20 protein-coding genes are annotated in these 22,246 nt (G+C 55.4%); 7 read left to right on the top strand and 13 right to left on the bottom strand.

Annotated features, from left to right (window positions below; translation table 11 throughout):
• Together osmF and bglX are read right to left on the bottom strand one after the other, a co-directional pair.
• Positions 1–918, bottom strand: coding sequence for a glycine betaine ABC transporter substrate-binding protein OsmF (osmF, locus tag ACOTY5_RS17455; RefSeq protein ID WP_045141686.1), 918 nt, complete (start codon positions 916–918; stop codon positions 1–3).
• 136 nt (positions 919–1,054) lie between these two features.
• Positions 1,055–3,352, bottom strand: coding sequence for a beta-glucosidase BglX (gene bglX, locus ACOTY5_RS17450; RefSeq protein WP_062934046.1), 2,298 nt, complete (start codon positions 3,350–3,352; stop codon positions 1,055–1,057).
• A gap of 189 nt (positions 3,353–3,541) precedes the next feature.
• Between bglX and dld the strand changes: the two genes are divergently transcribed.
• Together dld and ACOTY5_RS17440 are read left to right on the top strand one after the other, a co-directional pair.
• On the top strand, positions 3,542–5,299 hold the full coding sequence (dld, locus tag ACOTY5_RS17445) for a D-lactate dehydrogenase (RefSeq protein WP_015572331.1): 1,758 nt from the start codon (positions 3,542–3,544) through the stop codon (positions 5,297–5,299).
• A gap of 102 nt (positions 5,300–5,401) precedes the next feature.
• Positions 5,402–5,956, top strand: a complete 555-nt coding sequence (locus tag ACOTY5_RS17440; protein WP_015572330.1) for a GNAT family N-acetyltransferase — start codon at positions 5,402–5,404, stop codon at positions 5,954–5,956.
• 105 nt (positions 5,957–6,061) lie between these two features.
• Here the strand turns inward: ACOTY5_RS17440 and pbpG are convergent, their stop codons facing one another.
• Together pbpG and ACOTY5_RS17430 are read right to left on the bottom strand one after the other, a co-directional pair.
• Positions 6,062–6,985, bottom strand: coding sequence for a D-alanyl-D-alanine endopeptidase (gene pbpG, locus ACOTY5_RS17435; RefSeq protein ID WP_015572329.1), 924 nt, complete (start codon positions 6,983–6,985; stop codon positions 6,062–6,064).
• Between the two features lie 167 nt (positions 6,986–7,152).
• Positions 7,153–7,740, bottom strand: coding sequence for a Yip1 family protein (locus tag ACOTY5_RS17430; RefSeq protein WP_003859296.1), 588 nt, complete (start codon positions 7,738–7,740; stop codon positions 7,153–7,155).
• A 157-nt stretch (positions 7,741–7,897) separates the two neighbouring features.
• Between ACOTY5_RS17430 and ACOTY5_RS17425 the strand changes: the two genes are divergently transcribed.
• The gene (locus ACOTY5_RS17425; protein ID WP_015572327.1) at positions 7,898–8,470 is read left to right on the top strand and encodes a DedA family protein; all 573 of its coding nucleotides are present in this window, start codon (positions 7,898–7,900) and stop codon (positions 8,468–8,470) included.
• A 77-nt stretch (positions 8,471–8,547) separates the two neighbouring features.
• Here the strand turns inward: ACOTY5_RS17425 and ACOTY5_RS17420 are convergent, their stop codons facing one another.
• The 3 genes from ACOTY5_RS17420 to dusC form a co-directional block, all read right to left on the bottom strand.
• The gene (locus tag ACOTY5_RS17420; RefSeq protein WP_023295053.1) at positions 8,548–9,312 is read right to left on the bottom strand and encodes an SDR family oxidoreductase; all 765 of its coding nucleotides are present in this window, start codon (positions 9,310–9,312) and stop codon (positions 8,548–8,550) included.
• 50 nt (positions 9,313–9,362) lie between these two features.
• Positions 9,363–10,781, bottom strand: a complete 1,419-nt coding sequence (mdtQ, locus tag ACOTY5_RS17415; RefSeq protein WP_045141689.1) for a multidrug resistance outer membrane protein MdtQ — start codon at positions 10,779–10,781, stop codon at positions 9,363–9,365.
• A gap of 332 nt (positions 10,782–11,113) precedes the next feature.
• On the bottom strand, positions 11,114–12,049 hold the full coding sequence (gene dusC / locus ACOTY5_RS17410) for a tRNA dihydrouridine(16) synthase DusC (RefSeq protein ID WP_045141690.1): 936 nt from the start codon (positions 12,047–12,049) through the stop codon (positions 11,114–11,116).
• A 168-nt stretch (positions 12,050–12,217) separates the two neighbouring features.
• On the opposite strand from dusC, the gene ACOTY5_RS17405 reads away from it, so the two are divergent.
• From ACOTY5_RS17405 to sanA, 4 genes are all read left to right on the top strand, one after another.
• Entirely contained in the window at positions 12,218–12,613 is a 396-nt protein-coding gene (locus ACOTY5_RS17405) for a CidA/LrgA family protein (RefSeq protein WP_062934045.1), read from the top strand.
• Positions 12,610–13,305, top strand: a complete 696-nt coding sequence (locus ACOTY5_RS17400; RefSeq protein WP_015572322.1) for a CidB/LrgB family autolysis modulator — start codon at positions 12,610–12,612, stop codon at positions 13,303–13,305. Before ACOTY5_RS17405 ends, ACOTY5_RS17400 begins: the two co-directional genes overlap by 4 nt.
• A gap of 128 nt (positions 13,306–13,433) precedes the next feature.
• Complete coding sequence (cdd, locus tag ACOTY5_RS17395; protein ID WP_045141692.1) at positions 13,434–14,318, top strand: cytidine deaminase; 885 nt, start codon at positions 13,434–13,436, stop codon at positions 14,316–14,318.
• 127 nt (positions 14,319–14,445) lie between these two features.
• Complete coding sequence (gene sanA, locus ACOTY5_RS17390; RefSeq protein WP_017383381.1) at positions 14,446–15,156, top strand: outer membrane permeability protein SanA; 711 nt, start codon at positions 14,446–14,448, stop codon at positions 15,154–15,156.
• Positions 15,157–15,283: 127 nt separating this feature from the next.
• Here sanA and mglC read toward each other — a convergent pair whose 3' ends face one another.
• The 6 genes from mglC to folE all read right to left on the bottom strand — a co-directional run bounded on the left by mglC (position 15,284) and on the right by folE (position 22,226).
• Entirely contained in the window at positions 15,284–16,294 is a 1,011-nt protein-coding gene (gene mglC / locus ACOTY5_RS17385; RefSeq protein ID WP_003859318.1) for a galactose/methyl galactoside ABC transporter permease MglC, read from the bottom strand.
• Positions 16,295–16,309: 15 nt separating this feature from the next.
• Positions 16,310–17,830 (bottom strand): galactose/methyl galactoside ABC transporter ATP-binding protein MglA, encoded by a 1,521-nt coding sequence (gene mglA / locus ACOTY5_RS17380; RefSeq protein WP_003859320.1) that lies wholly within the window; start codon positions 17,828–17,830, stop codon positions 16,310–16,312.
• Positions 17,831–17,909: 79 nt separating this feature from the next.
• The gene (gene mglB, locus ACOTY5_RS17375) at positions 17,910–18,908 is read right to left on the bottom strand and encodes a galactose/glucose ABC transporter substrate-binding protein MglB (protein WP_017383382.1); all 999 of its coding nucleotides are present in this window, start codon (positions 18,906–18,908) and stop codon (positions 17,910–17,912) included.
• Between the two features lie 295 nt (positions 18,909–19,203).
• The gene (gene galS / locus ACOTY5_RS17370) at positions 19,204–20,226 is read right to left on the bottom strand and encodes an HTH-type transcriptional regulator GalS (RefSeq protein ID WP_045141693.1); all 1,023 of its coding nucleotides are present in this window, start codon (positions 20,224–20,226) and stop codon (positions 19,204–19,206) included.
• 155 nt (positions 20,227–20,381) lie between these two features.
• Entirely contained in the window at positions 20,382–21,539 is a 1,158-nt protein-coding gene (yeiB, locus tag ACOTY5_RS17365; RefSeq protein ID WP_045141694.1) for a DUF418 domain-containing protein YeiB, read from the bottom strand.
• Positions 21,540–21,557: 18 nt separating this feature from the next.
• Positions 21,558–22,226 carry a GTP cyclohydrolase I FolE gene (gene folE, locus ACOTY5_RS17360; RefSeq protein ID WP_015572317.1) on the bottom strand — a complete coding sequence of 223 codons (669 nt, stop codon included), beginning with the start codon at positions 22,224–22,226 and terminating at the stop codon, positions 21,558–21,560.
• Positions 22,227–22,246: the final 20 nt, after the last annotated feature.

The raw sequence follows: 22,246 nt of genomic DNA, 5'->3' as shown, positions 1-22,246 counted from the left end.
TTACTTCACAAGCCCTTGTTGTTTCAGGAAGTCGGCAGCCACCTTTTTGGCATCCAGCCCCTCAACGGCAATGCTGGCATTCAGCTGTTGCAGCGTTTTCGCATCCAGTTTTTCAAACACCGGTTTGAGCCATTCCGCAATATCCGGGTAGGCTTTCAGCACCGCCTCGCGCACGACCGGGGTTGGAGCGTAAATGGGCTGAACGCCTTTCGGGTCGGTCAGGGTTTGCAGACCAAGCGCCGCGACCGGGCCGTCGGTGCCGTAGGCCATCGCCGCGTTGACGCCGGAGGTTTGCTGCGCCGCCGCCTTAATGGTCACCGCCGTGTCGCCGCCCGCCAGCGAGAGCAGCTGAGACTGTTCGAGCTTGAAATCATAGGCTTTTTCAAACGCTGGCAGGGCATCAGCGCGCTCGATAAACTCTGCCGAGGCCGCGAGCTTAAACTCGCCCTTCTCTTTCAGGTAGCGGCTGAGATCGTCAAGCGAGGTGAGCTTGCCTTTCTCGGCAATATCTTTACGCACCGCGATGGTCCAGGTGTTGTTGGCCGGTGCCGGCGTAAGCCAGACCAGCTTATTTTTTTCCGCGTCCAGCTTTTTGACTTTTTCGTACCCGGCTTTGGCATTTTTCCAGGCCGGATCGTTTTCATCCTTGAAGAAGAATGCCCCGTTGCCGGTGTATTCCGGGTAGATATCCAGCTCGCCGGACGTGATGGCACCGCGTACGACAGGTGTGGTGCCAAGCTGTACTTTATTGACCGTTTTCACGCCGTGGCTTTCGAGTACCTGCAAAATGATATTGCCGAGCAACGCGCCCTCGGTATCAATTTTGGAACCCACCTTAACCGGCTCTGCGGCCTGTAGCGGCAGGCTTAGCGCCGCCAGAAGCACCGCCGATCCTGTTATCCCCTTAATAATCGTCATTCTGCTTTCCTCATTATTTTGTGGCCTTTTTCATAGGCTTGAGACAAAAGCGTAGCTTAAAACAGCGAATTTAACCGTTTTTCGTACGAGATGAGAGGCATCCCCCGCCAGGCGGGGGATGGGGAGGAAGGTAAGATTATTGCAGCTCGAATTCGGCTTTGTTCACGCGGGCGGAATCCACGCCAATGAAGACGTTGAATTTGCCAGGCTCGGCATCGTATTTCATCTGCTGATTCCAGAACTTCAGCGCATTCACGTCAATCGGGAAGCTGACCGTTCTGGTTTCGCCCGGTTTCAGGTTGACCTTCTCGAAGCCGCGCAGCTGTTTCACCGGACGGCTCATGGAGGCCGTGACATCCTGAATGTACATCTGGATCACCGTCGCGCCTTCGCGTTTGCCGCTGTTGGTCACCTCCACGCTGGCGGTCACTTTGCCGTCATGCTTCAGGGTCGGCGCTGACATTTTCACGTCAGAGACCTTAAAGGTGGTGTAGCTCAGGCCATAGCCAAACGGATACAGCGGGCCGTTCGCCTCATCGAAATAACGAGACGTGTACTTGTTCGGCTTGTCGGCGTTATACGGACGACCGGTGTTCAGGTGGCTGTAGTAAACCGGGATCTGCCCGACGGAGCGCGGGAAGGACATCGGCAGCTTGCCGGACGGGTTGTAATCGCCAAACAGCACGTCGGCAATGGCGTTACCGCCTTCGGTACCGGCGAACCAGGTTTCCAGAATGGCGTCAGCCTGCTGGTCTTCTTTCACCAGCGCCAGCGGACGCCCGTTCATCAGCACCAGCACCAGCGGCTTGCCGGTGGCTTTCAGGGCCGCGATCAGATCGCGCTGGCTTTGCGGGATGGTAATGTCGGTACGGCTGGAGGCTTCGTGCGCCATCCCCTGCGCTTCACCCACCACCGCGACCACCACGTCGGACTGCTTCGAGGCGTTCACCGCTTCGTCGATCATCTCTTTCGGCGTGCGCGGATCCACCTTCACCGCTTCCTCATACTGGTTGAGGAAGGTCACGATGTCTTTATCGTTGGTGACGTTCGCGCCTTTGGCGTAAACCACTTTTGCATTTTCACCCACGGCGCTCTTAATGCCGGTCAGCACGGTAACGGACTGATCCGCCACGCCTGCGGCGGACCAGCTGCCCATGACGTCACGCTTGCTGTCGGCCAGCGGACCGACCACGGCAATGGTGCCGGATTTTTTCAGCGGCAGCGTGTCGAGACGGTTTTTCAGCAGCACCAGGCTTTCGCGCGCTACTTCCCGGGCTTCTTTACGGTGCAGACGGCTTTCGGCGTTGGTGTCCGCCGGGTCTGAATCCTTCGGCCCCAGATGGCTGTAAGGATCGTTAAACAGCCCCATGTCATATTTCACGTTCAGCACGTGGCGAGCGGCGTCGTCCAGCTCTGCCATCGTCACTTTGCCGCTCTTCACCAGCCCCGGCAGGTATTTGCTGTAGTACTCGTCGCTCATGCTCATGTTGATGCCGGACTTGAGCGCCACGCGTACCGCGTCTTCCGGATCGGACGCCGTGCCGTGTTTAATCAGCTCTTTAATCGCGCCGTGGTCAGAGACGGTAATGCCCTTAAAGCCCCACTGGTCGCGCAACACGTCTTTCAGCAGCCACGAATCGGAGGTGGCAGGCGTGCCGTTGAGAGAGTTCAGCGCTACCATCACCGCCCCGCTGCCCGCGTCCAGCCCTGCCTTGTATGGCGGCATGTAGTCGTTGAACAGGCGCTGTGGGCTCATGTCGACGGTGTTGTACTCTTTACCGCCCTCCACCGCGCCATAGGCGGCGAAGTGCTTGACGCTGGTCATGACCGAGTAACGATCTGCCGGGCTTTTGCCCTGCATCGCTTCCACCATGGTTTTGCCCATCGTGGCGGTTAAATACGTGTCTTCACCGAAGCCCTCCGAAGCGCGGCCCCAGCGCGGATCGCGGGAGACGTCAACCATCGGCGCCCAGGTCATATTCAGGCCGTCGTCTGCGGCTTCATATGCCGAAACGCGCCCGACGGTTTTCACCGCATCAAGATTAAAAGAGGAGGCTAAGCCGAGGCTAATCGGGAAGACGGTACGCTGGCCGTGCACCACGTCATAAGCGAAGAACAGTGGAATTTTCAGGCGGCTCAGCTCCATCACCTGATCCTGCATCTTGCGGATATCCTGGCGGGTAACGGTGTTAAAAATGGCCCCTACCTGCCCGTCTTTGATCATCTCGCGAATGGCTTCTTTCGGGTTATCCGGACCGACGCTGATCAGGCGCAGCTGGCCGATTTTCTCATCGACCGTCATCTTTTTGAGTAAATCCGTGACAAAGGCGTCGCGGGCTTCGGGCGTGAGCGGGTGATTACCAAACAAATCCTCTGCCAGCGCAGGTTGCAGCGCCAGGCTGACGGCAACACCTACAGAACATAGCCATTTCATGTTGTTATTCTCTCTCATCAATAACCGCGGGAAGCACCCGGCCAGACCGTGCGAAAAGCGCAGTGTGCCATAAAGCCTGAAAACCTTGCAGGGTTATTCTCTGATTTTTCTCATGAATACCCGACCGCTCAACGGCTAATCGCGCTATGCTTTACAGCGAGAAATTTGCCCCACCACAAGGAGTGGAAGATGTCTTCTGTTCGAACTGACGATAACACTACATTTATTAACGAACTGTCTCGCCTGGTTGGTCACTCTCACCTGCTTACCGACCCGGCCAAAACCGCCCGCTATCGTAAGGGCTTCCGCTCCGGCCAGGGCGACGCGCTGGCGGTAGTCTTCCCCGGTACGTTGCTCGAACTGTGGCGCGTGCTCAGCGCCTGCGTTGCGGCAGACAAGATTATTTTAATGCAGGCTGCGAATACCGGCCTGACCGAAGGCTCCACGCCGAACGGCAACGATTACGATCGTGACATCGTGATTATCAGCACCCTGCGCCTCGACAAACTGCACCTGCTGGACAAGGGCGAACAGGTGCTCGCCTTCCCCGGCACCACGCTTTACTCGCTGGAAAAAGCGCTTAAACCGCTGGGACGCGAGCCGCACTCGGTGATCGGCTCATCGTGCATTGGCGCCTCGGTGATCGGCGGGATCTGCAATAACTCCGGCGGCTCGCTGGTGCAGCGCGGCCCGGCTTACACGGAAATGTCGCTGTTCGCCCGTATCGATGAAAACGGCAAGCTGACGCTGGTTAACCATCTGGGGATCGATCTGGGCGTAACGCCAGAGCAGATCCTCAGCAAACTCGACGATGACCGCGTGAAGGACGAAGACGTTCAGCACGATGGCCGTCACGCGCATGACCACGATTACATCACCCGCGTGCGCGATATCAATGCCGATACGCCGGCGCGCTATAACGCCGATCCGGATCGCCTGTTTGAATCCTCCGGCTGCGCGGGCAAGCTGGCCGTTTTTGCGGTGCGCCTCGATACCTTCCCGGCAGAGAAAAAGCAGCAGGTGTTTTACATCGGCACCAATCAGCCGGAGGTGCTGACGGAGATCCGTCGTCATATTCTGGCCGAGTTCACTCACCTGCCGGTGGCGGGCGAGTATATGCACCGGGACATTTACGACATCGCCGAGCGCTACGGCAAAGATACCTTCCTGATGATCGACAAGCTCGGCACCGACAAAATGCCGTTCTTCTTCACTATGAAGGGCCGCACCGACGCGATGCTGGAGAAAGTATCGTTGTTCAAACCGCACTTCACCGACCGCTTTATGCAGAAGCTGGGCAACGTCTTCCCGGCGCATTTACCGGAGCGGATGAAGACCTGGCGCGACAAGTATGAGCACCATCTGCTGCTGAAAATGGCCGGGGACGGCATTGCCGAAGCGCAGAGCTGGCTCACCGAATTCTTCAAAACCGCCGACGGGGATTTCTTTGCCTGTACGCCGGAAGAAGGCAGCAAAGCCTTCCTGCACCGCTTCGCCGCGGCGGGTGCTGCCATCCGTTATCAGGCGGTGCATTCCGAAGAGGTGGAGGATATTCTGGCGCTGGATATCGCCCTGCGTCGCAACGATACCGAGTGGTTTGAACATCTGCCGCCGGAGATCGACAGCAAGCTGGTGCATAAGCTCTATTACGGCCACTTTATGTGCTATGTCTTCCATCAGGATTACATCGTCAAAAAAGGGGTTGATGCACACGCGCTGAAAGAACAGATGCTGGCGCTGCTGCACGAGCGTGGCGCGCAATATCCTGCCGAGCACAACGTAGGACACCTGTACAAAGCGCCGGAGACGCTTAAACAGTTTTATCGCAAAAATGACCCTACAAACAGTATGAACCCGGGCATTGGTAAGACAACGCGGAAGAAATACTGGAAAGAGAGTGCCGAAACAGAGGAACACAATACGCAAGCCTCTGATGAACTCTTATAGCCAAATTTAAGAGATTGTTAAGCCCTCCTCAAACGTACTAGAGTATCTGCCTGTTGCCAGAGAAACGTTTCTCTGGCTTTCCAAACAAGGAGCGGGCAGAACATGTCGGCTGTAGAAATTTTCCCCGAAACTGAAATCGAGGTGCGCGACGCCCTTCCTGACGATGCGCATGCCATCTCGGCGATATACGCCTGGCATGTGCTTCATGGCCGTGCGTCCTTCGAGGAAATTCCTCCCACCGTCGATGAGATGCGTCAGCGGATGAAGAGCGTGACCGACAGCGGTTTACCGTGGCTGGTTGCGCTGTATCGCGGCATTGTTGTCGGCTACTGCTACGCCACGTTTTATCGTCCACGCCAGGCCTACCGGTACACCCTTGAGGAATCCATCTATGTGGATGCCAGCACTACCGGGCGCGGGTTTGGCTCGGCCTTACTCCAGGCACTGATCGCCCGTTGTGAACAAGGACCCTGGCGGCAGATGATTGCCGTGGTTGGTGACGGAAACAATAATGCGGGATCGTTACGGCTGCATAAAAAACATGGCTTCGAGGTTGTCGGTCAACTGCGCAGCGTGGGGTATAAGAAGGGCGACTGGCGGGATACGTTGATCATGCAGCGTCCACTCAACGATGGTGACTGGACGCTGCCGGAGTAGGCGCTTTCGCCCGGTGGCGCTTCGCTTACCGGGCCTACGTATCGGGGCCGCTTTAGGGCCGTAGGCCGGGTAAGGCGAAGCCGCCACCCGGCACAGACAGGCGGCTCAGTCGTTCTGCGCCGTCGCCATCTGTTCCGCTTTCTGCTTTTTATACGCCAGCGCTGAAGCCGGCACCGGCTGCACTTTCCCGGTTTCAATCCAGGTGCGCAGGCGGCTGGCGTCCGCAAAGTGGGTATATTTGCCGAAGGCATCCATCACCACCAGCGCCACTGGCTTACCGTTAAACACGGTGCGCATCACCAGGCAGTGCCCTGCCGCATTAGTGAATCCGGTCTTGGTTAACTGAATATTCCAGTTATCGCGATACACCAGATGGTTAGTGTTGCGGAACGGCAGCGTATACGCCGGGTTCGAGAATGTCGCCATCTCCTCACGCGTGGTACTGAGCTGACCGATCAGCGGGTATTGCTTACTGGCGATCAGCAGCTTGGTTAAATCACGCGCCGTCGAGACGTTATGAATCGACAGACCGGTTGGCTCTACGAAATGGGTATTTTTCATCCCCAGCGCTTTGGCTTTGGCGTTCATCGCGCGGATAAACGCGTCGTAACCACCAGGATAATGGTGGGCAAGGCTTGCCGCCGCGCGGTTCTCAGAGGACATCAGCGCCAGCAGCAGCATATTTTTACGGCTGATTTCACTGTTCAGACGCACGCGAGAGTAGATCCCTTTCATCTCTGGCGTGTGGCTGATATCCACCTTCAGCTTTTCGTCCAGCGGCAGTCGTGCATCAAGCACCACCATCGCGGTCATGACTTTGGTTATGGAAGCGATCGGGCGCACCAGATCCGGATGACTGGCGTAGATCACCTTGTTGGTATTCAGGTCAACGATCATCGCGCTGCCGGACGCAATCTGGGGTTGCGCAGCAGCGGTGGCGACTGCGGTCGTTTTGGCGATGGCTGGCGCGGTAGCGGAGACGCCCAGCAGCAGCGCAAGACTAAGGAGTGACACTCGAAATTTCAGCATGATGAGACTTCTGATAATGATTCACGCACGTTATGACGTACACCGCCTGTGTCAACGGATAAACACAGGCTGGCTTCGGCATCATAGCGATCACCGTGCGTTGTCGCCAGCGGAGAATCATAACCAGATGCTGCATTGCTGGCATTTACGCCAGCAATGCAGGGAACTTAAAAGAGACGGTATCCATAACCCCAAAGAATAACTGTCAGGGCCAGTAGCGCCTCAAGGACCAGTACGCCGATGGCAAGCGTAGAGCTGGAGAAGCTCAGGCCCTCTTCTTTATTGATATTGAGGAAGGTTGGCACCCCTACATACAGCAGATAACCGGTGTAAAAGAGGGCAACCGTACCGATCAGCGCGCACAGCCAGACCAGTGGATAGAGCGCGACAATACCGCTTAAAAACAGCGGGGTCGCGACGTATCCGGCGAAGACCATACAGTGTGCCAGCGACGGGCGCTGCGGATAGTTGCGCGCCATCCAGTGGATGACCCGCCCCATCACCGCCACCCCGGCCAGCATCAGGCCATAAAACAGAATGGCCAGGTACAGTCCGGTAAACCAGGAAAGCTGAACCACGGTGCCGTCACCAAAGTTCCAGCCTATCTGCGTAGTACCAATAAACGCGCAGACCACCGGCACCGCTGCCATCAGCAGGACATGGTGGGTATAGTGATGCGCGACCGTTTCGTTCTCGTTACGGATCACCTGCATTTCACGATCGGGATGGGAGAAAAGTCCCCAGACATGGTTCATAACGCCCCCTTGTTGTCGGCCCGTCAGCGATAGCTTAAGTATAATGCAGGCTTTAGATTATTTTATGTACAGTGGGAAATTTCCGTTGATTGCCGCGCGGTTGATGGATGGGGTATATGATTAACGCAGGCACAGTAAGGGAGATGACGTTTACGTAATGGATATCAACGGTCTTATTGAACAATATGGATACGCCGCGCTGGTGATCGGCAGCGTCGCGGAAGGCGAAACCATCACGCTGCTGGGCGGGGTGGCCGCACATCAGGGATTGCTGAAATTCTCGCTGGTGGTCGCCGCCGTCGCGTTGGGCGGTATGATTGGCGATCAGCTGCTCTACTTTCTGGGGCTGCGCTTTGGCCCAACGCTTTTGCAACGTTTTGCTAAGCATCAAAAGAAAATTCGCCGTGCTCAGCGGCTTATCCAGCGACGTCCCTGGCTGTTTGTGATTGGTACCCGCTTTATGTACGGCTTTCGCATCATCGGGCCAATACTGATTGGCGCGAGCCGCTTACCGCCGAAAATCTTCCTGCCGCTGAACATTCTCGGGGCGATTGCCTGGGCGCTGATTTTCACCACGCTTGGCTACGTGGGTGGCGAAGTAATAGGTCCGTGGCTGCATAATCTCGATCAGCATCTTAAACACTGGGCCTGGTTGATCCTGGTTGTTGCAGTGGTGATTGTGGTACGGCTGTGGCTCAAGCATCGCGAAAAGCGGCGGGATGAAGAGTGAGTTCGGCCTGCTGCCCCTCACCCTACCCCTCTCCCCAAACGCTATACACCCTCTCCCCTTGGGGGTGAGGGGAATGCTTATTCCGCAGGCTTAAACTGCGGATTCGCCAGCATAAAACCGCCGTCGACGATAAACGACTGCCCGGTGGTGTAGCTGGCGTCGCTGTCACACAGCCACGCCACCAGGCTGGCAATTTCTTTGGTATGCCCTGGCCGTGCCAGCGGGATTTCCGGCATTGCGCCTTCTTTCACTTCGCTGTCGTCCATATCATTCATCGGCGTGGCGATCGCTCCGGGCGCAACGGCGTTCACCAGAATCTTATGTTTAACCAACTCCAGCGCCATCGACTTTGTTAACCCGCCCAGCGCATGTTTGGCCGCCGTATAGGCGCTGGCGTCCGGCAATGGCGTATGTTCATGCACCGAGGTGATATTCACGATCCGCCCCCCTTCCCCCTGCTTCACCATCTGACGCGCCGCGATTTGCGAGCAGAGAAACGCGCCGTCCACGTCAACGGTGAATATGTGCCGCCAGTCGTCAAACGACAGGTCCAGAAATGGCGCTTTATTCATCGCCCCGGCATTGTTAACCAGCACATCCAGCCGCCCGAAACGCGTAATCAGGGTTTCAATGGCCTTTGCGCCTTCCGGCAAATTGCTTAAGTCGAGATGAATGGCCTCGGCACGCTGCCCGCGCGCTTCAATTTCACGGCAGGTTGCCAGCGCCCCTTTCTCATCTGAATGCCAGGTTACTCCGACATCAAACCCGCGTTCGGCCAGCATCAGGGCCGTCGTTTTGCCAATTCCTGAATCCGATGCGGTAACAATTGCGACTCGCGTCATACTCACCTCCTGATAATCTGCAAAGAGGTAAGTATAGATAATGCGCAATGTTAGCCGTGATGATATCCGCCACCCAGCGCGGAGGTGAGCTGGAGCGTGGCATCCACGTACTGACCTTTCAGCATGAACCCGGTAATACGCTCTTTGAGCGCCGGAATTTTTGCTTCACTCACTCGGGAGCCGGCAATGATCCCGGCGCTGAAACGCGCCTGTGCCAGCGCAACGACGCGCGCCGCATCTTTTTCGATCTGCTGCTGGTGCTGATTTTTGGCGGTCAGCGTTTCCACTTCGCTGGCCGTCCGGGCAACCTGGTTTACGGCATCTACCACGGCCTTGTTGTAGTTCGCCACGGAGAGGTTGTTTTGCGCCTGGGCGATATCCAGGTTCGCATTCAACCGACCGCTGTCAAAAATTGGCAGCGTCAGCCCGGCGGTTACGCCCATTTGCTGCGCAGATGAGCGGAACAGGTCACTCAGGTGCAATGCATCCTGCTGCAAGAATGCCATCAAATTGATGTCAGGGTAGAACGCGGCTCTGGCGGCATCCACTTCGCTCATGGATGCTTCGATATACCAGTGCGCCTCCTGCAAATCCGGGCGCCGAGCCAGCAGTTCATAACCGAGCGTTGACGGCAGCGACGCCTCTGCATCAGGTAAGGCATGCCGGGCGAGCGTGACTGAAGGGGTATGGGTCAACGCATTCAGACGCGCCTCAATGACCTTCATTTTGCCGTGCACGTCAGCGAGCTGCTCATCGGTTTTGCTGGCATTAATATCCGTTTCAACGCCTTCCACCGAGGAGGTAATGCCGTGCTGATAAAGCTCACGATCGGCACCGATGATATTTTCCTGCTCCCGTTTGATTTGCGCGAGTACGTCACCCACCGCGGCCTCGGTCTGCCAGTCCCAGTACAGCCGCGCGACGCTGCTGGCGAGCAGCTGGCGGGTCTGCTCCAGCTCCGCTTTTTGCGCATTCACCTGACCGATGCGGGCCTCAATTTGGGCGCGGTTTTTACCCCATAAATCCAAATCCCAACCCGCCGTCAGACCAAAGGTGCCGTTGGTGTACCAGGGGCCGGTTGTCCCCGCCGCCGGATCGGTCAGCGCAAATGGACCCATCAGCCCCTCTGCCGACATTTTTTGCCGTTCAACATCTGCGGAAAAATCCAGCTGTGGACCCTCAGCAGCGACAGCGGCTTTCGCCTGTGCTTCCGCCAGGGTAATACGCTGACGGGCAATTTGCATATCCGGCGCATCCGCCAGCGCTTTGTCGATCAGCGCGTTGAGCTGGGGGTCGTTAAAGTCTTTCCACCATTCGCTTTTTGGCCAGTCGGCATGACGCAGTTGGGTATTTACAGCTGCGGCGGCGGTTTGCGTTTTTACTGGAGACACCGTGGCATGTTCCGGCGCGCAGGCGGCCAGCATAAAAACAAGAGGAGCACTCAGAGATAAAGTAAGAGAACGTATCATTACGCCATGAACTCAAAAAAAATAAAGGCGCAACTTACGCTTACTGACGTTCCGTTTTTTAGTAACGCGTGGCAATCCGCATATTGTTATACATTTTCATATCCGGAAATTTATTCCCCAAGACAATGATTTAATTTCATGTATTCATGCTAATTATGAATTGGCTGCTACACTTACTTCGACAGACATACGCAGGAGAGGCGAATGAAAATATTATTGTGGGTTATTTTGATTATATTTCTGATAGGGCTGCTGGTGGTAACCGGCGTATTCAAGATGATTTTCTGATTCTGTTGCCCGGCTCCGCGCCGGGCAAACACTTCACACTTCGCTCAGGATTTTGACTGGATCACCCGGGCAATATCCGCAGACGTCTGTAGCGTACGGATCTCCTGAAATAATCCCAGCGCGTCGTCGTACTCTTTACGCAAATAACTCAGCCACTGCTTAATGCGCGCGACGTGATACAAGCCGGTATCGCCCTGCTTTTCCAGCCGCGTGTATTTTTGCAGTAGTTTCACCACATCCGCCCACGGCATCCGCGGCTCATTATATTTCACCACCCGGCTGAGGTTCGGCACGTTCAGCGCACCGCGGCCAATCATCACGGCATTACAGCCGGTCTCTTTGAGGCAGGCCTGCGCGCTCTCATAATCCCAGATTTCGCCGTTGGCAATCACCGGGATCGTAAGCCGTTTGCGGATCTCGCCAATCGCCTGCCAGTTAATGCGCTCGGCTTTATAACCATCCTCTTTGGTTCGCCCGTGCACCACCAGCTCGGTGGCGCCCGCCTGCTGCACCGCGTCAGCAATTTCAAACTGCTTATCGCCACTGTCCCATCCCAGACGCACTTTGACCGTCACCGGCAGATGCGATGGCACCGCCTCACGCATGGCCTTTGCGCCGCGATAAATCAGCTCCGGATCTTTAAGTAGCGTCGCCCCCCCGCCGCTGCCGTTGACCAGCTTTGACGGACAGCCGCAGTTCAGATCGACGCCGTACGAGCCAAGCGTTACCGCGCGGGCGGCATTTTCAGCCAGCCACTCAGGATACTGGCCGAGCAGCTGGACGCGCACCAGCGTACCGGACGGGGTGCGGCTCTGACGATGCAGTTCCGGGCAGAGACGATAAAATGATTTTTCTGGCAGCAACATATCGACCACGCGCAGAAACTCCGTCACGCAGAGATCGTAATCGTTCACCTCGGTAAGCAGCTCGCGCACGAGAGAGTCGAGCACACCTTCCATCGGGGCCAGTAAAACACGCATTCTGAGTACCTGTGAAAAAAGACGCGCTATAGTAGCTGCTCTCTATGTATGTTGAAAGCCCGGCGTTCCATTGCGGAATGTCTGGTATGCCCAAAATTCATGATGTGATCCGTGGCACATTTTCAGGTTTAATTGTATGATGAATACGTCTCAGCAAGGACTTTCACCATGAGCAAATCACTGAATACTATCTGGCAATACCTTCGCGCCTTCGTCCTCATTTATGCCTGCCTGTACGCCGGCATTTTTATCGCTTCGCTGCTGCCGATTACGATACCCGGCAGCATTATCGGCATGCTGATCCTGTTTGTGCTACTGGCATTACAGGTGCTGCCCGCGAAATGGGTTAATCCGGGGTGCTTCGTTCTCATTCGCTATATGGCCCTGCTTTTTGTGCCTATCGGCGTTGGGGTGATGCAGTATTACGATGTGCTTAAAGCGCAGTTCGGCCCGATTGTGGTCTCCTGCGCCATCAGTACGCTGGTGGTATTCCTGGTCGTCAGCTGGAGTTCACACATTGTGCATGGCGAACGCAAGGTCGTCGGGGAGAACACAAAAAAATGATGGCGAATATCTGGTGGTCCCTGCCGTTAACCCTGGTGGTGTTCTTTGCTGCGCGTAAGCTTGCGGTGCGTTTCAAAATGCCGTTGCTCAACCCGCTGCTGGTCGCCATGGTGGTGATTATTCCTTTTCTGCTGCTCACCGGCATTCCTTATGAGCGTTACTTCGCCGGGAGCAAGATCCTCAACGATTTGTTGCAGCCTGCCGTGGTGGCGCTGGCGTTTCCTTTATATGAGCAACTGCATCAGATCCGCGCGCGCTGGAAATCCATCATTACCATCTGCTTTGTGGGTAGCCTTGTTGCGATGATCACCGGTACCTCGGTGGCCTTATTGATGGGCGCGTCGCCGCAGATCGCCGCCTCTATCCTGCCTAAATCCGTCACCACGCCGATTGCCATGGCCGTGGGCGGCAGCATCGGGGGCATTCCGGCCATCAGCGCCGTGTGCGTGATTTTCGTCGGTATCCTGGGCGCGGTGTTTGGTCATACGCTGCTGAATATCATGAAAATTCGGACCAAAGCGGCACGCGGTCTGGCGATGGGTACCGCCTCGCACGCGCTGGGCACCGCACGCTGCGCGGAACTGGATTATCAGGAAGGGGCATTCAGCTCGCTGGCGCTGGTGATCTGCGGGATTATCACTTCCCTGGTCGCGCCGTTTATCTTCCCGATTATTCTGGCAGTCATGGGCTAAAATTTGCGATGCGTCGCGCAAATTTCATTTTCATTTCATAAGTTGCACACATAATGAGATTTGGATCACATATAAAGGCCGTACGGCTCCGTACACTACCGATCCATTAACCTTGATGAGGCAACGTCATGCATCCACGTTTTCAAGCTGCTTTCTCTCAGCTTGCAGAGAATTTGCAATCAGCCCTGGCTCCGGTTCTGGCGGATGCGCATTTCCCCGCCCTGCTGACGGCAGATCAGGTCACGACCCTTAAACAGGCAACGGGGCTGGACGAAGACGCGCTGGCTTTCGCCCTGCTGCCCCTGGCGGCTGCCTGCGCCCGCGCTGACCTTTCCCATTTTAACGTAGGCGCAATTGCGCGCGGCGTGAGCGGAACCTGGTACTTCGGCGGAAACATGGAGTTCATCGGTGCGACCATGCAGCAAACCGTCCACGCGGAGCAGAGCGCCATCAGTCACGCCTGGCTGCGCGGCGAAAAAGCCCTGCGCGCCATCACCGTCAACTATACCCCTTGCGGCCACTGCCGCCAGTTTATGAATGAGCTGAACAGCGGTCTTGAACTGCGTATCAACCTGCCGGGACGCGCACCGCATACGCTGGGTGATTACCTGCCGGATGCTTTCGGCCCGAAAGATCTTGAGATCAAAACCCTGCTGATGGACGAGCAGGACCACGGTTATGCGCTCTCGGGAGATGAGCTGAGCGAAGCGGCCATTGCCGCCGCCAATAAAAGCCACACGCCATACAGCAAATCTCCAAGCGGCGTCGCCCTTCTGTGCCGCGACGGCCGCATCTTCACCGGCAGCTATGCAGAGAACGCCGCATTTAACCCGACGCTGCCTCCGCTCCAGGGTGCCCTGAACCTGCTTAGCCTGAACGGGTATGACTACCCGGATATTCAGCGTGCAATCCTGGCTGAAAAGGCCGATGCGCCGCTGATCCAGTGGGACGCGACCGCAGCCACGCTGAAAGCGCTGGGCTGTTCAACCATCGACCGCGTGCTGCTGGCATAATCTGTTCGGCGGGCAGAGTTGCCCGCCAGTCTGACGAAAAACCCCTCAGTTGAATCGCTGTTTCTTGCGCTAACCAGGCGGGTACAGTAGCCTGAGGGAAATTTCATCATCGGTACGAGCCATCTGCATGTTAAAGCGCGTGTTTTACAGCCTGTCTGTCCTGGTCGGCATACTGCTGTTGATCGTGCTGGGTCTCGACCGCTGGATGAGCTGGAAAACAGCCCCCTACATTTTTGATGACCTACAGGATCTCCCCTACCGTCAGGTTGGTGTGGTGCTTGGCACCGCCAAGTATTACCGCACTGGCGTCATAAATCAGTATTACCGGTATCGTATTCAGGGCGCGCTGAACGCCTATAACAGCGGCAAGGTGAACTATCTGCTGCTGAGCGGCGATAACGCGCTGCAAAGCTATAACGAGCCGGTGACGATGCGCAAAGATCTGATTGCCGCAGGCGTCGACCCGGCCGATATCGTGCTCGACTATGCCGGATTCCGCACGCTTGATTCCATCGTGCGTACCCGCAAGGTGTTCGACACCAATGATTTCATCATCATTACCCAGCGTTTCCACTGCGAGCGGGCGCTGTTTATCGCCCTGCATATGGGCATTCAGGCGCAGTGTTATGCGGTGCCATCGCCAAAGGATATGCTGAGCGTGCGCGTACGTGAGTTTGGCGCTCGTTTTGGCGCGCTGGCTGACCTGTACTTATTCAAACGTGAACCGCGCTTTTTAGGCCCGCTGGTGCCGATCCCAACGATGCACGAAGTGCCGGAGAATGCACAGGGTTACCCGGCGGTAACGCCAGAGCAGTTGCTGGAAATTCAGAAGAAGTAATAACTTTTGTCCTGTGGCGGCTTCGCCTTACCCGACCTACGATCGCGATTTTGTAGGCCCGGTAAGCGTCGCGCCACCGGGCAAAAAAAGGCCCGCTACGTGAGCGGGCCTTTTCATTCTGAAGATCTTACTTCTTACGCGCGTACTTCAGTGAATCCAGCGCAACCGCGAAGATGATGATGGCGCCCTTGATGATGTACTGCCAGTAGGGGTTCACGCCGATGTAGGTCAGGCCGTAGTTGATAACGGTGAAGATGATCACACCGGTCACCACGCCCAGCACGGTCCCCACGCCGCCGCTGAAGGAGACGCCGCCAACCACGCAGGCTGCAATCGCATCCAGTTCGTACATAAAGCCGAGGTTGTTGGTTGCAGAGCCGATACGGCCCGCTTCCAGCATCCCGCCGAAGGCGTAGAAGACCCCGGACAGGGCGTAAATCATCAGCAGGTTCAGAGCCACGTTGACCCCGGACACTTTCGCCGCTTCAGGGTTACCGCCGATAGCAAAGATGTTTTTACCGAAGCGGGTTTTGTTCCACAGGATCCAGACGAACGCCACCGCAATCAGCGCATAGAAGGTGATGTAGGAGAGACGGAAGCTGCCCAGCGCAACAAACCCCTGCGTGAAGGTCGAGAAGCCGCTGTCGAAGCCAGAGATTGGAGACGCGCCGACGAAATCGTAGTACAGGGAGTTGATACCATAAACGATGATCATCGTGCCAAGCGTGGTGATGAATGGCGTCACGTTCAGGTAAGCAATGATGATGCCGTTAATCAGGCCAATTACCGCGCCGATGGCGCACACGATCAGGATCACCACGAAAATCGGCATGGTCGCCATCTCCGGGAACACCTTGTTGGCGTTTTCCATCGACTGCAACAGGGTTGCCGCAATGACCGCCGCCAGACCCACCTGGCGCCCTGCCGAAAGGTCAGTCCCCTGGGTAACGATAAGTCCCGCCACGCCAAGCGCGATAATAATACGTACGGAAGACTGGGTCAGAATGTTACTCAAGTTCAGCAGACTTAAGAACGTAGGGTCCTGGAAAATAATAATCGCCAGCAAGACTAAAAGAACAACGTAAATACCGCCTTCTTTCAGATAAGTGAGAAAACTTTTTTTATTTAACGCACTCATGAGGAGCCCCTGATCTTAAAGGTGCAAAGACGCAAGACGCAAAATTTCGTTTTGCGTTGTCGTTTTGGTTTCAACAATACCGGCAACGAGACCATTGCTCATAACCAGAATACGGTCTGTGATCCCTAACAATTCCGGCATTTCGGAAGAAATAATAATGATCCCTTTATCTTTTTTCGCCAGCTCGGCGATCAGCTGGTAAATCTCAAATTTTGCACCCACGTCGATACCGCGCGTAGGTTCATCCAGCATCAGAATTTCAGGCTGGGTTAATAGCCAGCGACCAATAATGACTTTCTGCTGGTTCCCTCCCGAGAGTGAGCCAATTTGCGTGCGGTGGCCCGGCGTTTTCACGCGCATGGAGTCAATCACCCACTGGGTATCGCTCTTCATGCGGGAATTATCCAGCAGCCCGACTTTATTTTTATAATTGCGAATATTAGAAATTAACGAGTTAAAGTTAATATCCAGATAAGCGTAAATACCGGTGGAACGACGCTCTTCCGTCACCAGCGCAAAGCCATTATTAATGGCTTCGTTGGCGTTGTGGTTGTTGATCTTCTTACCGTGCAGCGTAATGGTGCCTTCGGCTTTCTCACGGATACCAAACAGGGTTTCCACGATATCGGTGCGCTTGGCGCCCACCAGCCCTGCGATGCCAAGGATCTCCCCCTTGTGCAGATCGAAAGAGACATCGCGGATAGACGGCTGACGCAGCGAGGTCAGGTTACGCACCTCCAGAATCACTTCGCCTGGCTTGTTTTCTTTATCCGGGAAGCGCTGGTTCAGAGAACGGCCAACCATCATGGCGATGATCTTGTCCATATCCAGCCCTTCCAGCGGCTGGGTGGCGATCCACTGGCCGTCGCGCAGGATGGTGATTTCATCGCACAGCTGGAAGATCTCTTCCATTTTATGTGAGATATAGACAATGCCGCAGCCGCGATCTTTCAGCTTACGAATAATGGTAAAAAGGTGGTTAACCTCTTTTTCCGTTAATGACGATGTCGGTTCATCCATGATCACGATTTTCGCATCATAGGAGAACGCTTTGGCAATTTCGATCATCTGCATCTGGGAAACGGATAATGTCCCGACGCGTGCGCGCGGGTCGATATCAATATCCAGCTCATCAAAAATGGCTTTGGTGTCGCGATACATTTTATCCTGATCGACAAAGACACCTTTGGTTGGATAACGACCCAACCACATATTATCCATAACTGAACGTTGCAGAACCAGGTTTAATTCCTGGTGTACCATCGAGATACCGTTCTCCAGCGCTTCTTTCGCTGAATGGAAGTCGATCTCTTTTCCCTGAAAAAGAATGCTGCCAGAATCTTTTTGATAGATCCCAAAGAGGCATTTTAATAATGTTGATTTACCCGCACCGTTTTCACCCATTAACGCATGAATAGAGTGTGGACGAACTTTTAAATTAACATTATCGAGCGCCTTAACACCGGGGAATGACTTGTTGACACCGGTCATTTCCAACAAGTATTCACCGGACGACTGAGTAGTTGTGCTGACCATAATTATACCTTGTTGGCCTCGCATATCGCGTTATAAAAGGGCGCAACGAATTGCGCCCAGTGAAGACAATGCAGATAACTTATTTACCGATAAACTCAGCCAGGTTGGACTGGTCTACGCCCACGTAAGGAACGCGAACGATTTTGTTGTCAATTTTCCAGTTAGTCCCGTCAGCGGCGCCTTTACCGTCGGCCAGGTTTTTCGCCAGATCGAAGGTGGCTTTCGCCTGGTTGTTGGCATCGTTCAGCACGGTACCGGCCATAGCGCCAGATTTCACCAGCGCCAGCGCTTCTGGCAGGGCATCCACACCGAATACAGGAATGGCGGATTTGTTGTGGGCTTTCAGCGCTTCTACCGCACCCATTGCCATCGCATCGTTGTTGGCGATGACCACTTCAATTTTGTTGGCGTTCGGGCCAGACAGCCACGCGTCCATCTTATCTTTCGCCTGAGCGGTGTCCCACATTGCGGTGTCTAACGCCAGCTGCTGGGTTTTCAGGCCCTTGTCGTTCAGCTCTTTAATAACGTAGGTGGTACGTGCTTCAGCATCCGGATGGCCCGGTTCGCCTTTCAGCAGAACGAACTGAATCTGACCATCTTTGTTCAGATCCCAGTTCGGGTTCGCCGCCCAGTGTTTCGCAATCAGATCGCCCTGGATAATCCCGGACTCTTTGGAGTCGGTACCCACGTAATACGCTTTGTCGTAGCTGTCCAGCGCCTTACGGGAAGGTTCTTTGTTGAAGAAGACAATTGGCACGTTCTGGCCGCGCGCTTTCTCGATCACCGTGCCTGCCGCCGCTGGGTCAACCAGGTTAATAGCCAGCGCTTTCACGCCTTTTGCCAGAAGAACGTCAATCTGATCGTTCTGTTTGGACTGGTCATTCTGGGAGTCATTCATCAGCAGCTGCACGTCTGGCGCTGATTTAGCATCTTTTTCAATTGCTTTACGCACAACGGACATGAAGTTGTCGTCGTATTTATAGATAGTCACGCCAATACGGGTATCCGCTGCGTGCGCTGCTGCGCCAAAAAGCATGCTTGCCATGACAGCAGACAGAGTCAACACCTTCTTATTCATGGTATCTCCGGTTTTTTTTATGCAGGGTAGTTCTTGTGAAAAACGGTCGGCGGGCAGAAGTTAATAAAACGTTACTGATCGCCGAAGTTCACTTATAAAATGTCCAGCTTCCGTGTTCGGTAACGCTCCAGAAATGCGTTTTATTCGTTGTTTGAGGCATGCTGGTAACGGTAAAAGTGAATAATCACCGTTACATTGTGTTTCAGCCCCTAAAACGCTGACATCATAGACAGCGGCTTGTTAAGATACTGTGAATTTACTCACAGATTGAAAACGGTTACATCACGTGATGTTATCAGTTAGTGATCGGAGCCACAGTTTGTCGGATAGCGACCGAATGGCGGCGAACTAAAGTCGGCATAAAACAATGCGTTGCTTCAGGATCTAACAGCCCTGCCGCCCCCTGTAACGCCAGCTCTGTCGCCAGTTTCGCCATCGACGCAATGGGGTAACGCACCGTTGTCAGCTGCGGATCGGTGTAACGGGCAATCGGGATATCGTCAAAGCCGATCAGCGATAAATGCTGCGGCACCGCAATGCCGTTGTCTTTCAGCGCGGTAAGCGCACCTGCCGCCATGCTGTCGTTATAGGCAAACACGGCCGTCAGCTGAAGATTACGCCCCAGCAGTTCCACCATTGCCGCTTCACCGCCCTGCATGTCCGGCGAACCGGTACCTACCCAGCTTTCCAGCGGCGCAATGCCCTGCTCTTTCAGGGCGTTTTGCCAGCCCTCGCGGCGCATCATGTCGTCTTCAATACCGTGGCTGGAGGCCAGATAACCAATGCGCTGATGGCCGTTGCTGATGAGCATCCGCGTCGCCATCATCGCGCCGCTGATGTTATCCAGACCGACGCAGCGGTGCGCGTAGCCGGGGACGATACGGTTGATCAGCACCATGCCGGGGATCTGCTCCATAAACCCGGCCAGCTCTTCATCGCTCAGGGCTTTAGAGTGCACAATCAGGGCGTTACAGCGCTGGCGGATCAGTACCTCAATGGCATAACGCTCTTTTTCAGCCTCGTGATAGCTGTTGCCAATCAGCACATATTTCTGGTGCTGCTGGGCAACGACGTCCACCGCTTTGACCAGCGCGCCGAAGAAGGCGTCCGACACGTCCATCACCACTACGCCAATGGTATCGCTGACCTGCGTCGCCAGCGCCTGGGCATTAGCGTTTGGCCGGTACCCCAGCTGGGTCACGGCTTTCATTACGGTTTCACGCGTTTCAGGGCTGACCAGCGCACTGTTGTTCAGCACGCGGGAGACAGTAGCAACAGAAACACCCGCCTGGCGGGCGACGTCACGAATGGTGATCATATTCACCACCCTTTAAAGGATTGCAGCAACTCACAGACACCCCCTGTGTTTAGCAAGGTGGCTATTCTGGCAGCGAGAGAGAGGAGACTACGTGAAGAAGCTCACACAGATGAAAACGCTTACATCCGTTTTGTTAATGATTGTGATCCAGATCGTTATCTGGATGTATTACGCAATGACACGCCCGAAGCACGGGCGGTTAACCGTCGCCATGCCCATTCCAGCGGGCCCTGGCGGAAAAAACGCAGCCAGACAACCGAAAACACCACGTTAACAATCCAGACCGGAATAACAAACGCCAGCAGCGTCAGGCGGTCGAATTTCATAAACAGGCCGAATCGGTAGAAAAGCGTGGTGCATATCAGCGTTTGCAGGATGTAATTGCTTAACGCCATCCGCCCAACGCAGGCCACCGCACTGACGATCCACAGGCGGGAAAGCTGGGGCCAGAAGCCGTAGATCAGCGCCGCATAGCCAATAGTCTGGAACGGCGCGCTCAGTTCGCGCGGCACCTGCAACAGGAATGCACACCAGCGGTAATCCCACTGAAGATGCCACTGCATCATCACCGCCGGGAGGTTGATGATCACGCCGAGCAGCACCAGCCCTGCTCCCGTACGACGATAGTGTCGCAGGCTAAATTCCCCTTTCAGCCAGCCGGTGCGCATCAGGGCTGCGCCCATCAGCATCATCCCCGCCAGCTGCCAGCCGTATTGCGCGCCCAGCGCCAGCAGATTATCGCCGAGCATATCGGCCCGGTTGCCTATCGCTTCCAAGCCGCCTTTCAGCTTCCAGAACTGCTCATATTGCAGGTTGGCCGCATCCGGGATCCATGAACGACTGGTGGAAGCATCGGCAATCATGCCAAGCAGCAATAACACGGCCAGTCCCATGACATAGAGCATCACGCCGGTATTAAACAGGCTTTTCACACCGGGCGCGTCGCGGATCAGCCGCCAGCAAATCAGCCCCACCAGACCATACGCGAGCAGAATATCGCCGTCCCAGAACAGCAGCCCGTGAATAAAACCGAGGATAACCAGCAGCGTTAAACGCGACTGGATCCAGCGCGTACCGCGTTTGAGGAGAAGCTGAAGTCCCGCGCCAAACAGAAGCGCAAAGAGGGTCAGGAATTTAACCTGTGCAAAGAGATCGAGGATTGCCCACGTCCAGGCGTCGCTGCGCGTGATGTCGCCATACCACGCAGGATTCAGATAGGCGGCCTTCGGCAGACCGAAGGCACTGATATTCAGCAGCAGGATACCGAGAATGGCGACGCCGCGAACAAAATCGAGCGTGACGTTTCGCTCCATGGTCCCTGCCCTGTCTGATTAGTTGTGGTGACGCACGGCGCGCAGGAACTCCTGGCGGGTGTTCTGGCTCGATTTGAACAGGCCGCCCAGCGAAGTGGTGGTGGTTGCGCTGGTTGCATCACGCACGCCGCGCGCCTTCACGCAGTAGTGCACCGCGTCGATAGACACCGCCACGTTGTTAGTACCCAACAGAGTTTGCAGTGCGGTCAGGATCTGCTGCGTCAGACGCTCCTGCACCTGCGGACGCTGGGCAAAAAACTGCACGATGCGGTTGATCTTGGACAGGCCAATGACCGTATCTTTTGGAATATAGGCCACCGTCGCTTTACCATCGATGGTCACAAAGTGATGCTCGCAGGTGCTGGTCAGCGTGATATCGCGTACCGTCACCATCTCATCGACCTTCATCTTATTTTCAATGACGGTGATTTTCGGGAAGTTCGCGTAATCCAGGCCGGAGAAAATTTCGTCGACGTACATCTTCGCGATGCGGTGCGGCGTCTCCATCAGGCTGTCGTCGCTCAGATCGAGATTCAGCAGTTGCATGATCTCCGTCATATGGCCGGCGATCAGACTCTTGCGGGTATCATTGTCCAGCTCCTGCACGGGCGGGCGCAGTGGCGTTTCAAGACCGCGCGCAACCAGCGCTTCATGGACAAGGGCTGCTTCTTTACTGAGTGATGACATTCTTTTCTCCTGCAGGTGTG

This window comes from Enterobacter cloacae complex sp. SHL018 (assembly GCF_049237905.1).
Lineage (GTDB): Bacteria > Pseudomonadota > Gammaproteobacteria > Enterobacterales > Enterobacteriaceae > Enterobacter > Enterobacter hormaechei_C.
Note: the sequence above shows the minus strand (reverse complement) of the source record. Positions and strands in the feature narration are given on the sequence as shown.

Coding starts and splice junctions, on each gene's coding strand:
- ACOTY5_RS17420 (WP_023295053.1), bottom strand. CDS start 9,312: ATGACGCGAGTCGCAATTGTTACCGCATCGGATTCAGGAATTGGCAAA.
- yeiB (WP_045141694.1), bottom strand. CDS start 21,539: ATGGAGCGAAACGTCACGCTCGATTTTGTTCGCGGCGTCGCCATTCTC.
- sanA (WP_017383381.1), top strand. CDS start 14,446: ATGTTAAAGCGCGTGTTTTACAGCCTGTCTGTCCTGGTCGGCATACTG.
- pbpG (WP_015572329.1), bottom strand. CDS start 6,985: ATGCTGAAATTTCGAGTGTCACTCCTTAGTCTTGCGCTGCTGCTGGGC.
- ACOTY5_RS17430 (WP_003859296.1), bottom strand. CDS start 7,740: ATGAACCATGTCTGGGGACTTTTCTCCCATCCCGATCGTGAAATGCAG.
- dld (WP_015572331.1), top strand. CDS start 3,542: ATGTCTTCTGTTCGAACTGACGATAACACTACATTTATTAACGAACTG.
- galS (WP_045141693.1), bottom strand. CDS start 20,226: ATGATCACCATTCGTGACGTCGCCCGCCAGGCGGGTGTTTCTGTTGCT.
- dusC (WP_045141690.1), bottom strand. CDS start 12,049: ATGCGTGTTTTACTGGCCCCGATGGAAGGTGTGCTCGACTCTCTCGTG.
- ACOTY5_RS17440 (WP_015572330.1), top strand. CDS start 5,402: ATGTCGGCTGTAGAAATTTTCCCCGAAACTGAAATCGAGGTGCGCGAC.
- mglB (WP_017383382.1), bottom strand. CDS start 18,908: ATGAATAAGAAGGTGTTGACTCTGTCTGCTGTCATGGCAAGCATGCTT.
- mglC (WP_003859318.1), bottom strand. CDS start 16,294: ATGAGTGCGTTAAATAAAAAAAGTTTTCTCACTTATCTGAAAGAAGGC.
- bglX (WP_062934046.1), bottom strand. CDS start 3,352: ATGAAATGGCTATGTTCTGTAGGTGTTGCCGTCAGCCTGGCGCTGCAA.
- mdtQ (WP_045141689.1), bottom strand. CDS start 10,781: ATGATACGTTCTCTTACTTTATCTCTGAGTGCTCCTCTTGTTTTTATG.
- folE (WP_015572317.1), bottom strand. CDS start 22,226: ATGTCATCACTCAGTAAAGAAGCAGCCCTTGTCCATGAAGCGCTGGTT.
- ACOTY5_RS17425 (WP_015572327.1), top strand. CDS start 7,898: ATGGATATCAACGGTCTTATTGAACAATATGGATACGCCGCGCTGGTG.
- ACOTY5_RS17405 (WP_062934045.1), top strand. CDS start 12,218: ATGAGCAAATCACTGAATACTATCTGGCAATACCTTCGCGCCTTCGTC.
- mglA (WP_003859320.1), bottom strand. CDS start 17,830: ATGGTCAGCACAACTACTCAGTCGTCCGGTGAATACTTGTTGGAAATG.
- osmF (WP_045141686.1), bottom strand. CDS start 918: ATGACGATTATTAAGGGGATAACAGGATCGGCGGTGCTTCTGGCGGCG.
- ACOTY5_RS17400 (WP_015572322.1), top strand. CDS start 12,610: ATGATGGCGAATATCTGGTGGTCCCTGCCGTTAACCCTGGTGGTGTTC.
- cdd (WP_045141692.1), top strand. CDS start 13,434: ATGCATCCACGTTTTCAAGCTGCTTTCTCTCAGCTTGCAGAGAATTTG.